Here is a 13,753-nt window from a genome sequence, read left to right as displayed (position 1 = left end):
TTGCCGGGCCTTTTTGCATTCTGAGGTGTGATCAGATGAACCAGGCGCTGCAAGATAAGATTATCGGCGTCCCAACCGCAGGTCTGTCACGATATCCGACGTCTGGCCGAGCCTGATCTTGTAGACCTGATAGTTCTCCATTACCCGCTGCACATAGTTGCGCGTTTCGGGGAAGGGGATGCGCTCGATCCAGTCGACGACTTCGTCGATCGGCTTGCCGCGAGGATCGCCATAGCGGGCAATCCACTCGTTCACCCGTTTCGGCCCCGCATTGTAGGCGATGAAGGTCATGATGTAGGAGCCGCCGAACGTCTCGATCTGCTCTCCCAGATAATGGGCACCGAGCGTCGCGTTATAGCCGGCATCGCTGGTCAATCGGTCGGCCTTGAACGCCAGCCCGTGGCGCCTCGCCACGCCCTGGGCGGTCGTCGGCAGGATTTGCAGCAGCCCGCGGGCGTTGGCCGGTGACACGGCTGTCGGATTGAACGCGCTTTCCTGACGGGCGATCGCGTAGGCAAGCGCCTTGCCGGACCCCTCGATATTGGCAGCCGTAGGAATGACGCCGAGCGGATAGGCAAGCGCTGCAACGTCGATGCCGCGCGAAAAGGCACTCTTGCCGATCGAGAGCGACAGCGCATGGTCACCCTGCGCTTCCGCGCGTGACGAAAGCAGCGCGAGTTCACCGGGGCTTGTCAGCTCTTCGCCAAGTGCCTTGTAAAGCGCTGCCGACCGGCGATCGTGGCCGGCGGCGTCCAGTCTTGCTATAGCCCGAACGGCCTCGCGGTTTTCGAACATCTGCCGGTCGGCTGCCGATGGCGTCGGATAACTGACATCGAGCGTCCGCGTGCCCAGCCTTGCGGCGGCGAGCTGGCCATAGAATGTGCCGGGGAACCGGGCAGCGCGGCTGTAGAATTCCGATGAGGAACCCGGTCCGCCAGCTTCCGCGGCGCGTCCGAGCCAGTAGAGCGCGCGCGATGCCGAGAGCGGACGGCTCGAGGCGGCAAGAATCCTCGAGAAATGCTTTTCGGCTGTGGCCGGATCGTTGAGCGCCCGCAGCGCGTACCAGCCCGCATGGAATTCCGCATCCACCTTGTCGGTGGAGAGAGCCGCCATTGGGTCGGACACCGTCCGGTAGGCCAGCCTGACATCGCCGAGATCGGCGAGCCCGCGGGCAACGATTCGCTGCTCGTTCCACCATTCGCTGGTGTTGATCAGACGGCCCGCTTCGCGCGGAGCCTTTGCAAGAAGCGCTGCGGCCTCCTGGTACTTGTCCTGGCGGCGCAGATATTCGATCCGCACGAACAGGGTAGCCGGATCGCTTGCCAGCGAACGGTCAATTGCCTCGATCGCCGGTCCTGCCGTCTTTGCGTTGACGATGACGGCGTTCCACGCCTTGTAGAGCGATTGCGAACCGCCGAGCTCGGCAAAGCGCTTCGCCTGCGCGCCGCGGCTGCGGTACATCAGGTAATCCATCCGCGCCCGGTGATCCGCAGGCGAAAGAAGCGCAGAAAACTCGGCAAGGATCCGGTCTTCCATCGGCTTGTCCAGCGGCTCGGATGCCCAGATGTTTTTCAGGATGCGCCCGGCATCGGCATGTTTGCCGCTTGCCACCAACGCCCTCGATAGAATGACGGCACCTTCCGGCGTTTCCGGTTTCGTCGTGCCGAAAGCGGCAAGCACCTGGGCCGGCGTCGGGTTTTCGCGGTAGAGCGCGCGTTCGGACTGCGCCCGCAGGGTGGAAAGCCCCGGCCATCCGACGAGCCTGCGCTGCGCAGCGGCAATTTCGCTCGAAGGAATACTGCGGGCGCCCGAGGTGGCAATCGCCCAGGTCAGGATCTTTTCGTCGAGCGAGCCTTCCGGCAGGCTGTCGCGCATGGCGATCGCCTGTGAGGCATCGTTGTCGGAGAGTGCATCGAGACCGGCCTTGAGAGCAGGGGCGGGAGCGGGCGTCGCAAGCGGCCGGTTCATCCTGGGGATTGCGCCGGTAATGTCAGGCACGGGAACCAGCGCCGGAGTGGCCGGTGGTGTTGTCGGTGGCGCAGGGACGGGCGTCGGAACGGTGGTGAAGCCCTGGATTGCAGCGGGAGCGTCCGGCCTCACGAATGGGAGCGGTGCGACGCCTGCATTGGAACCTGGAGGTGCAGCGTAAGCCGGCAGGACCGCGACGCTGATTGACAGCGCTGCCCCGAGCGTCTTGAGGATTACAACGGGTTTGCTCATCCGGCAACTCGCGACAACGATGTTTCAGACCCCTTATTAGCTGCTGACAAGCTTAACAAAACCTTACCACAGCGGTCACGATCGCGCGAATTCTTAAGTGGAATTTACGCTGAAAACCCATGTACTTCCGCTTGTCGCCGCCCGGTCGCCGATTTATGGTGCCCAGCCTTATAGTCGCGGATTACGGCCGAAGCATGGATTGTTCCGTGCCCTTCGGCCTTTGGGAGTTTTGCATGTTCAAGGGATCGATCCCCGCTCTCGTCACCCCCTTCACCACCGACGGCGCGGTGGACGAGGATGCTTTCGCCGCGCATGTGGAGTGGACGATCTCGGAAGGCAGTTCCGGTCTGGTCCCGGTCGGCACGACCGGCGAATCTCCGACGCTCTCGCACGACGAACACAAGCGGGTCGTTGAACTGTGCGTCGAGGCCGCCCGCGGCCGCGTCCCTGTCATCGCCGGCGCCGGGTCCAACAACACCCGCGAAGCGATCGAGCTTGCCCAGCATGCGCAGACCGCGGGCGCCGATGCGCTTCTGGTGGTCACACCCTATTACAACAAGCCGACCCAGAAGGGCCTGATCGCGCATTTTTCCGCGGTCGCCGAAGCCACGGATCTGCCGATCATCATCTACAACATTCCCGGCCGGTCGGTCATCGACATGACCCCGGAAACGATGGGTTTCCTTACCAAGGCCTACAAGAACATCGTCGGCGTCAAGGATGCGACCGGCAAGATCGAGCGCGTCTCCGAACAGCGCATCACCTGCGGGTCGGAATTTGTGCAGCTGTCCGGCGAGGATGCGACGGCACTTGGCTTCAACGCCCATGGTGGCGTTGGCTGCATTTCGGTGACGGCCAATGTCGCGCCGCGGCTTTGTGCCGAGTTCCAGTCCGCCACGCTTGCCGGCGATTATGCCAAGGCACTCGAGTATCAGGATCGCCTGATGCCGCTCCACAAGGCGATCTTCATGGAGCCCGGCGTCTGCGGTTCGAAATACGGGCTTTACAAGGTCCGCGGTCTGAACCGCGCCGTCCGCTCTCCACTGATGTCGACGCTGGAACCGGCGACGGAAGCTGCCATTGATGCAGCACTGCGTCATGCGGGTATCCTGAACTGAAGCCGCAGCGCTTCACTTTTGCTGCCTGGCGCATTATATAGAAATCGAACCCCGCTCATCGCCCATGGGCGGGGATTGTGTTTCAGATGAAGGGCGACGGAAGATTTCAATGGCCCCCAAAGGCAGCCAGCGCACGGTGAACAAGATTGTCGCGGAAAACCGCAAGGCCCGTTTCAATTACGAGATCCTCGATACCTACGAAGCCGGCATCATGCTGACCGGCACCGAGGTTAAGTCGCTGCGTGACGGCAAGGCAAATATCGCCGAGTCCTACGCCTCAGACGAAGGCAATGAAATCTGGCTGATCAACAGCCATCTTCCGGAATATCTGCAGGCCAACCGCTTCAACCACGAGCCGCGCCGTCGCCGGAAGCTGCTTTTGTCGAAGCGCGAGATCTCCCGCCTGCGTGTCGGAATCAACCGCGAAGGCATGACGCTGGTGCCGTTGAAGGTCTACTTCAATGAAAAGGGTCGCGCGAAACTCGAACTGGCGCTCGCCAAGGGCAAGAAGCTGCACGACAAGCGCGAGACCGAGAAGGAACGCGACTGGAACCGCGAGAAGTCGCGGCTTTTCAAGGCCGGCTGAGGCTGACCGGTCGGGCGTCGCGTTAAGCGCGTGCTCGAGCGAGCTGGAGAACCCTCACTGCGGAACAAAACCACACATCGCCCGTTTCAGCTCGTTATTTTGGGGCAAGTGGGCGATGACGAAGAAGCAGATCTTTACCTACATCACGATTGTCATCGGCTTCGGCGCCGCCGGCTACCTTCTGTACCACACGTTCCGCGAATACTCGCTCAGCGACATAGTCCAGTCCGTCCGGGATATCCCGACCTATAATCTCGTCATGGCGGGCCTGTTTGCCGCCGGGTCCTATGTCTGCCTGTCTGGCTTCGATTGGGCCGGCGTGCGCTATGTGAAGAACGACCTCTCCTATCCCAAGATCGGCCTTGCCTCCTTCATCGCGCTGTCGATCGGTCAGAGTGTCGGCCTGTCGGGTCTCAGCAGTGGCGCGCTGCGCTATCGCTACTATCATCACTGGGGCATGAGCACCGAGGACGTTGCCAAGATCGTCCTGTTTTCCGGTGTCACTGTCGGCATCGGCATGGCCGTTCTGTCGGGTATCGTGATGATCATCAATCCGAAGGATGCCGCAACAGTCCTGCGGCTGTCGGAGGCGATGGTCATGGGGATCGGTTTTGCCTGCCTCGCCGTGACGGGTGTATATCTCATCCTCGCGGCAACGGTGCGCGCGCCTTTGAAGATCCGCTCCTGGAGCTTTGAGATGCCGACGCTCAGGATCGCCATCGCACAGGTGGTGATCGGCACGATCAATTTCGCGCTCGTATCCGCCTGTCTGCGCGAAGTCATGGCAGCGAGCGCCGATGTCAGCTACCTGAAGGCCGCGACCGCGTTCGTGCTCGCCAATCTGGCAATCCTCATTACCCATGCGCCGGGTGGCCTTGGAGTCCTCGAGGCAACCGTTCGCCACGTGATGGGCGATCAGGCGTCGATCGGTTCGCTTGTCGCGTTCCGAGTGATCTACTTCTTCATTCCGTTCTTTATCGGGCTTCCCCTGGCCCTGATCGTCGAGGGCGTGTTTCGTGCACGAAAGCGCAGCGCCGGGCAGGGGGCGTCATCTTCGGTGACGCCGGAGCCGCATTCGGCCTAGTCGTTTTCCCCAACAAAAAAAGGCGCCGTCGAACGGCGCCTTTTTTCTTTCCGGGGATGATCTCAGCCTTCGGCCGGTTCGGGAGCAGGCTCCGTCGGCCGTGGTGCGCGTTCCGATGGATCGCGGCCCACTTCGGCTTTCAGTGTCATCAGATCGATGAAATGATCGGCCTGCCGGCGCAGGTCGTCGGCGATCATCGGCGGCTGCGTCTGCATCGTCGAAACGACCGAGACCTTGCGACCGCGGCGCTGCAGCGCTTCGACAAGATTGGTGAAGTCGCCATCGCCCGAAAACAGCACGAGATGATCAACGGTCTCGGCCTGTTCCATCGCATCGATCGCGAGCTCGATATCCATGTTGCCCTTGATTTTGCGGCGGCCAAGCGAATCCGTGAACTCCTTGGCGGGCTTTGTCACAACCTTGTAGCCGTTGTAATCCAGCCAGTCGATCAGCGGCCTGATCGACGAATATTCCTGATCCTCGATCAGCGCCGTATAGTAATAGGCACGCAACAGATAGCCGCGCTTCTGAAAAGCCTTCAGAAGCTTACGGTAATCAATATCGAAACCAAGGCTTTTCGAGGCCGCGTAAAGATTAGCACCGTCGATAAAGAGAGCTATCTTCTCTCTTGGGTCAAACATATGTCTCCATCCCCTTCAAGCTGCTTGACCAAGGACCCGTCAAATGAAAAGTTGAGCCGATCGCTTAGGTATTTATCGGTTAAATTACCAGCTAATCATATAAATGTCATTTATGGTAGGATTCGCTTTTATCCAAGCAACCTTTCGTTGAATCTGGCCAGAGTCATCGCCACCACGGTCGGCGGCATGCGGCAGTCGGCATGAATAAACTTGAATTTCGCCGGCAATGGCTGTATCGGACGTAGCAATTCCGAAAATAACGACCGCAAAGGACAGGCAATGGCCCGTGTCACAGTAGAAGATTGCATTGACAAAGTCGATAATCGTTTTGAGCTGGTGCTTCTCGCCAGCCACCGTGCCCGCCAGATCTCGCAGGGCGCAGCGATCACCATCGATCGCGACAATGACAAGAACCCGGTCGTCGCACTGCGCGAAATCGCCGACGAAACGCTGTCTCCCGACGACCTGAAGGAAGACCTGATCCATTCGCTGCAGAAGCATGTCGAGATCGACGAGCCCGAGCCCGATCCGGCAACCCTGATTGCTGCCGGCAGCACGTCGACAGCCTCTGGCAACGACGAGGAAGACGGCGCTGCGGAAACCGTCAATTTCGACCAGATGTCGGAAGAAGACCTTCTCGCCGGTATCGAAGGCCTCGTGCCGCCGGAAAAGAGCGACGATTACTGATTGATGCATTGTTTGGGCAAGGGACCGTTCATTCTCTCGCCCTAATCTGGCTTGATAGCTATGATGGCCGCGCTGATCTGATGGTTGGCGCGCCATTTTTATTTTGTTGGACCCGGTATCGAGGGCATTTCACGGGATGATGAGGCAGTACGAGCTTGTTGAGCGGGTACAAAAGTACAAGCCCGAGGCCAACGAAGCTCTTCTCAACAAGGCCTATGTCTACGCCATGCAAAAGCATGGCCAGCAAAAACGTGCCTCTGGCGATCCCTATATCTCGCATCCGCTCGAAGTGGCTGCCATCCTCACCGACATGCATCTCGACGAGTCGACGATCGCCGTCGCGTTGCTGCACGATACGATCGAGGACACGACTGCGACCCGCGCCGAGATCGATGAACTGTTCGGCGAGGATATCGGTCGTCTCGTCGAGGGTCTGACCAAGCTCAAGCGTCTCGATCTCGTCTCGAAAAAGGCCAAGCAGGCCGAGAACCTGCGCAAGCTGCTGCTGGCGATCTCCGACGACGTGCGCGTCCTGCTGGTCAAGCTTGCCGACCGGCTGCACAACATGCGCACGCTCGACCATATGAAGGCTGAGCAGAAGGCACGCATTTCCGAAGAGACGATGGATATCTATGCGCCGCTGGCCGGCCGCATGGGCATGCAGGACATGCGCGACGAGCTCGAGGACCTGTCCTTCCGCTACATCAACCCGGAAGCCTATGCGACTGTCACCCAGCGGCTGGCCGATCTTTCGGCCCGCAACGAAGGGCTGATCAAGAAGATCGAGGACGAGTTGCGCGATCTTCTCGTCGCCAACGGCCTGCCGGACGCCGCCGTCAAGGGACGCCAGAAGAAGCCCTATTCCATCTTCCGCAAGATGCAGTCGAAGTCGCTGTCCTTCGAGCAGCTTTCCGACCTCTACGGTTTCCGCATCGTCGTCGACGACGTCGCCTGCTGCTACAAGGCGCTCGGCATCGTTCATACCCGCTGGCGCGTCGTGCCGGGCCGCTTCAAGGACTACATCTCCAACCCGAAGCAGAACGACTATCGCTCGATCCACTCGACGATCGTCGGCCCGTCCAGGCAGCGTATCGAATTGCAGATCCGTACCGAGATGATGCAGGAGATTGCCGAATACGGGATCGCCGCGCATGCGCTCTATAAGGACGGCCAGTCGGGTGGTGCCAAGGGCGACGATCTTCTGCCCAAGGAATCGAGCGCCTATTCCTGGCTGCGCCATACGATCGAGTCGCTTGCCGAAGGCGACAATCCGGAAGAATTTCTGGAGCATACCAAGCTCGAACTGTTCCAGGATCAGGTCTTCTGCTTCACGCCCAAGGGAAAGCTGATCGCGCTGCCGCGCGGTGCCACGCCGATCGACTTTGCCTATGCGGTTCATACCAATATCGGCGACACCACGGTTGGCGCCAAGATCAACGGCCGTATCATGCCGCTTGTCACCCGGCTGAACAACGGTGACGAGGTGGAGATCATCCGCTCGGGCGTGCAGGTTCCGCCGGCCGCCTGGGAAGAAATCGTCGTCACCGGCAAGGCCCGCTCGGCCATCCGCCGCGCTACCCGCATGGCGATCCGCAAACAGTATGCCGGCCTCGGCTATCGCATTCTGGAGCGCACCTTCGATCGCGCCGCAAAGACCTTTACCCGCGAGGCGCTGAAGCCTGCTCTGCATCGGCTTGCCCACAAGGATGTCGAGGATGCGATCGCTGCCGTCGGGCGAGGGGAGCTGTCGTCGCTCGACGTGCTGCGCGCCGTCTTCCCTGATTTCAAGGATGAACGCGTTACCGTGAAGCCATCGGCCGATGACGGCTGGTTCAACATGCGAAGTGCGTCCGGCATGATGTTCAAGCTGCCGAACCAGCCAAAGGCACCGTTGGAGGATGCCCAGACGGCCGTCAATGCCGGCGATGTCGTTGCGTTGAGCCCGGAACCGGTTCCGATCCGCGGTCTTGCCGGCAATATGCAGGTGCGTTTCGCACCGAGCGGCGCCGTGCCCGGAGACCGTATCGTCGGGATCATGGACAAGGGCGAGGCGATCACCATCTATCCAATCCAGGCGCCGATCCTGCAGCACTTCGATGAGGAACCGGAGCGCTGGATCGATGTGCGCTGGGATCTCGACGAGGCCAACAAGTCGCGTTTTCTTGCCCGCATCGACGTCAACACGATCAACGAGCCAGGCACCCTTGCGACGGTCGCGAAGACAATCGGCGGTCTCGACATCAACATCCGATCCTTGTCGATGGCCAGCAATCGCGCCGCCGATTTCTCCGAGATCGCCATGGAAGTCGAAGTCTGGGACGTGCGCCAGCTCAACCAGCTCCTGACGCAGCTGAAGGAACTGGACTGCGTTTCCAACCTGAAGCGTGTCTACGACTAACCCCAGCCGACCGTCGACGCGGACTGCCTGTTTTGAGTGCGCTCGCTTTGAGAGGGTATGCATTCAATGCAGGGCTGGGAGGTAACCCTTGCGTTGGTAAAGCCCGCTGGTTCAGCCTATATCTGCTGCACCGCAACATTTACCGAAAGAGACGTCAGATGTTTACCTCCGTCCGCAAGTTCGCCCGCGTCCTGCGCGGCCCTTCCGTCCAGGAACGCGAAATGGCATACCTCAATGAAGCCTGCGATCGCTTCGATCTCGAGCACCGCGTTCGCCAGATCGACCGTGGCATGTTTCGCAAGTCCATCTGAATTCAATGACATGACAGCGGCTCGGTCGTCTGTCGTGCAGTAGATCTATCCGGGGGCCGTGCGCGAAGCGGCCCGATGCCAGCGGCCAATTTTCGCCATCATCTTGGGCTTCCGCTACGAAGACCGTTTCCGAACTGAGATGATGGTTCTCGGATCCTTCGCCGGACCGAACCAGAAAGAAGCTGCTTCATGCCCTTTCGGCGCCGCAAAGCCCCGACCTTCCGAGAAAAGCTGCATCGCGCAATATTCCCCCCGAAGGGGTTCCGCCGTGTGCTCGGATATTACCGGCTTAAGATCTTGCGCATCGGCGGTTCGCCGCATGCGGTTGCTGCCGGTCTTGCCATCGGCATGGTCAGCGCCTGGACACCCTTTCTCGGCTTCCACATCCTTTTTGCGATTCCTTTTGCCTGGGTGCTGGGCGGCAGCATGGTCGCTGCGGCGCTTGGCACGGCCTTCGCCAATCCCGTTACTTGTCCCATCATCTGGCCCCTTACGTGGGAAATCGGCCAGTTCATCCTTGGCCGCGCTGGCGGCGGCGAAGCGCGGCCGGTCGATCTAGCGGCGCTGTTTTCCCAGCTCAAGCTATCGGAACTCTGGGACCCGATCCTGGAACCGATGCTGATCGGCTCGCTGCCTCCCGGACTGTTCTGCGGACTGCTTGTCTATGTCGCGACCTATTTCGGAATCCGCAGTTTTCGCAACAGCCAGACGGAGCGTCGCCTTGCCCGCCGCAGCGAATATCAGCAGGCCTATGAGCGGGAATATCAGCCGGGGAACTTGACGGCGCGGCCGTCAGACCGCAAGTCAGTCGATGCTTGAGAGAGAGGGAATTTCATGATTATCGGCATGGGCAGCGACCTGATCGACATTCGACGCGTTGAAAAATCCATCGAACGTTTCGGGGAACGGTTCACCCATCGTTGTTTCACCGATATCGAGCGCGCAAAGTCCGATCGTCGGAAGAACCGCGCCGAATCCTATGCCAAGCGGTTCGCCGCCAAGGAAGCCTGCTCCAAGGCCCTCGGCACCGGCCTTGCAAACGGCGTGTTCTGGAAAGACATGGGCGTTGTCAACCTGCCGGGCGGCAAGCCGACCATGGTGTTGACGGGTGGCGCGGGCGAGCGGCTGGCGGAACTGATGCCCGCCGGTCAGGAGCCTTTCATCCACGTCACGATCACCGACGAGTATCCCTATGCGCAGGCCTTCGTGATCATTGAGGCGCGACCGGTGGCCGCTCCGTGAGCGTACCCGAATTTGGCGAAGCGGTGGCCCATTGCCGCCGCTCTGTGAAGACGCTAAAGCATGTCCCGCAAAAGCGCGCAGCGGTTTTGTAGCTACAAGGTGCCACGCAGGAATGACCTGAACGGCGGGCGTGATCTCTCGAAGATTGCGGCACGTTTCACACAGGTAGCCATCCGCCGTGAAGAGAGAGATTGAAATACGTGTCCGATAACGCCGAGACGAAGCCGCAGAATGCCCTTTGGGAAAACATCAAGGTCATCATCCAGGCCTTGCTGCTGGCTATGGTGATCCGCACCGTCCTGTTCCAGCCCTTCACGATTCCGTCCGGCTCGATGATGCCGACGCTCCTGGTCGGCGACTATATCTTCGTCAACAAGTTCGCCTACGGGTTCTCGAAATATTCGATGCCGTTCTCGCCCGACCTGTTTGAGGGCCGCGTCCTTCAGTTCAGCGAGCCGAAGCGCGGCGACGTGATTGTGTTCCGCCTGCCGCAGCAGCCCGAGATCGATTACATCAAGCGCCTGATCGGCCTTCCCGGTGACCGCATCCAGGTTCGCGACGGCGTGCTCTTCGTCAACGGAACCGCTGTACCCAAGCAGGGCGACGGCGCTTTCACATCCGACTACCGCTCCGATCCCGGCACCAACGTTCCGGTCTTCCGCGAGACGCTCGACAACGGCGTGACCTTTGACACGCTCGACCAGTCCCCAAGCTCGCGCGGCGACAACACCCGCGAGTTCGTCGTGCCGGCGGAACACTATTTCTTCATGGGCGACAACCGCGACAACTCGCTCGACAGCCGCTTTGACGAAGGTCCGGGCATGGTTCCGGCCGAAAACCTCGTCGGTCGCGCCAGCGTCATCTTCTTCTCGCTCGGCAACGACACGTCCTTCCGCGAGATCTGGAAATGGCCGTCCAACATGCGTTGGGACCGTCTCTTCAAGGGCGTTCATTGATGAAACCGCTCTCACTCTCGGAAGAAGAACGCGGCCGTCTCGAGACGATAATCGGCCATGTCTTTTCCGAGAAGCAGTGGCTTGACCGGGCGCTGACCCATGCCAGCGTCGGTCTTGCCAAGGATGCCAATTACGAGCGTCTGGAGTTTCTGGGCGACCGTGTGCTCGGGCTCTGCGTTGCCGAACTTCTGTTCACCACCTTCCGGTCCGCACCGGAAGGTGAGCTGTCTGTGCGCCTTAATCAGTTGGTCAGCGCCGAAAGCTGTGCCATTGTTGCAGACGAGATGGAACTGCACCGTTTCATCCGAACCGGCGCCGACGTCAAGAAGATCACCGGCAAGCGGATGATGAACGTCCGCGCCGATGTGGTGGAGAGCTTGATTGCCGCCCTTTATCTGGATGGCGGACTGGAAGCTGCCCGCGGTTTCATTCTGCGTCATTGGAAGGCGCGTGCGACCCGCGCCGATGGCGCCCGCCGCGACGCCAAGACGGAATTGCAGGAATGGGCACATGCCAAATTCGGTGTGACCCCGTCCTACCGCATTGACGACCGCTCCGGCCCGGATCACGACCCGCGCTTTACCGTGACGGTCGAGATTCCCGGTGTTTCGCCCGAAACGGGCGCCGACCGGTCGAAACGTGCAGCCGAACAGGTGGCTGCCACCCGGATACTCGAACGCGAAGGCGTCTGGCAGAAGACCTCTGCTGAAGACTGATTGGACATCATGATCGAAGACAACACCACCGAAGGCAAAGACGACCAGGCAAACGCCGCGCAGCCGGAAGCCGCAGCCGATGAGACCCCCGCGGCTCCGGTTGAAGCCGGCCCGACCCATTCCGGTTTCGTGGCGCTGATCGGAGCGACCAATGCCGGCAAGTCGACGCTGGTCAACCGTCTCGTCGGCGCCAAGGTGTCGATCGTCAGCCACAAGGTGCAGACGACCCGCGCCATCGTTCGGGGCATCGCGATCCACAACAACGCCCAGATCGTCTTCATGGATACGCCCGGCATCTTTAAGCCGCGCCGCAGGCTGGACCGCGCCATGGTGACCACCGCCTGGGGCGGCGCCAAGGATGCCGACATGATCGCGCTCCTGATCGACAGCGAACGCGGCCTGCGCGGCGATGCCGACGCGATCCTAGAGGGTCTGAAGGATGTGCATCAGCCGAAACTGCTGCTTCTGAACAAGATCGATCAGGTCAAGCGCGAGGATCTTCTGGCACTTGCTGCTGCGGCCAACGAAAAGATCGATTTCGTGCGCACCTTCATGATCTCGGCCACGACAGGCTCGGGTTGCGACGATCTGATGGACTATTTCTCCACGACCCTGCCGGAAGGCCCCTGGTACTACCCGGAGGATCAGATTTCCGATCTGCCGATGCGCCAGCTTGCTGCCGAAATCACCCGCGAGAAGCTCTTTCTCAGGCTCCACCAAGAGCTTCCCTACGCCTCGCATGTCGAGACTGAGAAGTGGGAAGAGCGCAAGGATGGCTCCGTCAGGATCGAACAGGTCATCTATGTCGAGCGCGAAAGCCAGAAGAAGATCGCTCTTGGGAAGAACGGCGACGCCATCAAGGCGATCTCCACAGCGTCGCGCAAGGAACTGACCGAGATCCTTGAACAGCCCGTACACCTGTTCCTTTTTGTGAAGGTCAGGGAAAATTGGGGAGACGATCCACAACGTTTCCGCGAAATGGGGCTGGAATTCCCGAAAAACTGAATGTTTGACCGTTTTTGGCTTGCCGACTCCTTCCGATGCGTTAGCTTGATATCGGGAGAAGGAACTGCTGTGTAATTTCGAATGTTAGTAAATTCGGAAATGCTTAATTGTTATTTCCTAAAATACGCCGACGGGTTACGCTGGTTGTATTGAAGGACTGAGGCGATCTCGGCAAATCGTGGAGGTGGTGCCAGGCATGAGCGATATAAGACGTTTTGATGCCTTCAGTGGTATGGATCTCAGCGATGCGGTTGGGTTCTTCAGCTGGAACGTTCAGGAGAACAAGGTCTACGGCGATCAGGTCTTCGCATTCATCTACGGGGTCCCCTACAGGGACCTCGAGAGCGGCGCGCCGATCGAACAGGTCATCGTCAACGTCGACGATGGCGACAAGCAGCGCGTAGCAAAAGCCCTGCACGAGTCCATCATTTCTGGCAAAAAGTGCCACCAGAGTTATGGGATCACCCATGTGGACGGTCGCCGCGTCACGGTGACAGGGCAGGGACGATGCCTTCGCGACAAGCTCGGCCTGCCGTCGATCTACACAGGCTCCGTTACCGCTGTCGAAGTGGGCAGTGGTGCTCATTCTGGCGATCCACTCAAGACCCATTGTCTCGAGGCTTTGAAAATCGCCAACAGCCGCCGCCACGCGCTTGCGGCCCGCTACCTGTCCTCCGCACTCAACGTGCTAGATGGCGGCAAAAAAGCGTAAAGCATCCATGGTTCGTGCAAATTGCGGCTGCATCCTCCGGTCGTGCACGATGGCTGCAGAATCGCTCCCTTGGACAT

General features: G+C 60.0%; 14 protein-coding genes. 12 read left to right on the top strand and 2 right to left on the bottom strand.

The annotated features are described in order from the left end of the window. Nucleotides 1-60 precede the first annotated feature (60 nt). Nucleotides 61-2,220, bottom strand: coding sequence for a transglycosylase SLT domain-containing protein (locus ACQY1L_RS09840; protein ID WP_430240775.1), 2,160 nt, complete (start codon nt 2,218-2,220; stop codon nt 61-63). Between the two features lie 233 nt (nt 2,221-2,453). Here ACQY1L_RS09840 and dapA point away from each other — a divergent pair, with 233 nt between their 5' ends. From dapA to ACQY1L_RS09825, 3 genes are all read left to right on the top strand, one after another. Further along, nucleotides 2,454-3,338, top strand: a complete 885-nt coding sequence (dapA, locus tag ACQY1L_RS09835) for a 4-hydroxy-tetrahydrodipicolinate synthase (RefSeq protein ID WP_430240774.1) — start codon at nt 2,454-2,456, stop codon at nt 3,336-3,338. Nucleotides 3,339-3,447: 109 nt separating this feature from the next. Further along, nucleotides 3,448-3,924, top strand: a complete 477-nt coding sequence (gene smpB / locus ACQY1L_RS09830; protein ID WP_430240773.1) for an SsrA-binding protein SmpB — start codon at nt 3,448-3,450, stop codon at nt 3,922-3,924. A 115-nt stretch (nt 3,925-4,039) separates the two neighbouring features. Continuing rightward, nucleotides 4,040-5,008 (top strand): lysylphosphatidylglycerol synthase transmembrane domain-containing protein, encoded by a 969-nt coding sequence (locus ACQY1L_RS09825; protein ID WP_092661804.1) that lies wholly within the window; start codon nt 4,040-4,042, stop codon nt 5,006-5,008. A 62-nt stretch (nt 5,009-5,070) separates the two neighbouring features. On the opposite strand, the gene ACQY1L_RS09820 is transcribed toward ACQY1L_RS09825, so the two are convergent. After that, nucleotides 5,071-5,649, bottom strand: a complete 579-nt coding sequence (locus ACQY1L_RS09820) for an NYN domain-containing protein (RefSeq protein WP_062453393.1) — start codon at nt 5,647-5,649, stop codon at nt 5,071-5,073. A 279-nt stretch (nt 5,650-5,928) separates the two neighbouring features. Between ACQY1L_RS09820 and rpoZ the strand changes: the two genes are divergently transcribed. From rpoZ to ACQY1L_RS09775, 9 genes are all read left to right on the top strand, one after another. Next, entirely contained in the window at nt 5,929-6,336 is a 408-nt protein-coding gene (gene rpoZ / locus ACQY1L_RS09815; RefSeq protein ID WP_062454756.1) for a DNA-directed RNA polymerase subunit omega, read from the top strand. Between the two features lie 136 nt (nt 6,337-6,472). Continuing rightward, nucleotides 6,473-8,734 carry a RelA/SpoT family protein gene (locus ACQY1L_RS09810; protein ID WP_113167359.1) on the top strand — a complete coding sequence of 754 codons (2,262 nt, stop codon included), beginning with the start codon at nt 6,473-6,475 and terminating at the stop codon, nt 8,732-8,734. A gap of 158 nt (nt 8,735-8,892) precedes the next feature. Further along, on the top strand, nt 8,893-9,045 hold the full coding sequence (locus tag ACQY1L_RS09805; protein WP_082471869.1) for a DUF3563 family protein: 153 nt from the start codon (nt 8,893-8,895) through the stop codon (nt 9,043-9,045). A 189-nt stretch (nt 9,046-9,234) separates the two neighbouring features. Next, a complete protein-coding gene (locus ACQY1L_RS09800; protein WP_430240772.1) occupies nt 9,235-9,864 on the top strand; it encodes a DUF2062 domain-containing protein in 630 nt (209 codons plus the stop codon). A 15-nt stretch (nt 9,865-9,879) separates the two neighbouring features. Continuing rightward, nucleotides 9,880-10,287 (top strand): holo-ACP synthase, encoded by a 408-nt coding sequence (acpS, locus tag ACQY1L_RS09795; protein ID WP_062453390.1) that lies wholly within the window; start codon nt 9,880-9,882, stop codon nt 10,285-10,287. Nucleotides 10,288-10,487: 200 nt separating this feature from the next. Then, nucleotides 10,488-11,243 (top strand): signal peptidase I, encoded by a 756-nt coding sequence (gene lepB, locus ACQY1L_RS09790; protein ID WP_062454754.1) that lies wholly within the window; start codon nt 10,488-10,490, stop codon nt 11,241-11,243. Continuing rightward, nucleotides 11,243-11,959, top strand: coding sequence for a ribonuclease III (gene rnc / locus ACQY1L_RS09785; RefSeq protein ID WP_430240771.1), 717 nt, complete (start codon nt 11,243-11,245; stop codon nt 11,957-11,959). The genes lepB and rnc overlap by 1 nt, the downstream gene beginning before the upstream one ends. A gap of 9 nt (nt 11,960-11,968) precedes the next feature. Beyond that, a complete protein-coding gene (gene era / locus ACQY1L_RS09780) occupies nt 11,969-12,964 on the top strand; it encodes a GTPase Era (RefSeq protein WP_430243883.1) in 996 nt (331 codons plus the stop codon). A gap of 196 nt (nt 12,965-13,160) precedes the next feature. Beyond that, complete coding sequence (locus tag ACQY1L_RS09775) at nt 13,161-13,676, top strand: hypothetical protein (protein ID WP_062453388.1); 516 nt, start codon at nt 13,161-13,163, stop codon at nt 13,674-13,676. The last annotated feature ends 77 nt before the right edge of the window (nt 13,677-13,753 follow it).

It is taken from the genome of Neorhizobium sp. DAR64862/K0K3, from assembly GCF_050500185.1.
Lineage (GTDB): Bacteria > Pseudomonadota > Alphaproteobacteria > Rhizobiales > Rhizobiaceae > Neorhizobium > Neorhizobium soli.
This window is presented reverse-complemented; position numbering and strand designations above follow the sequence as displayed.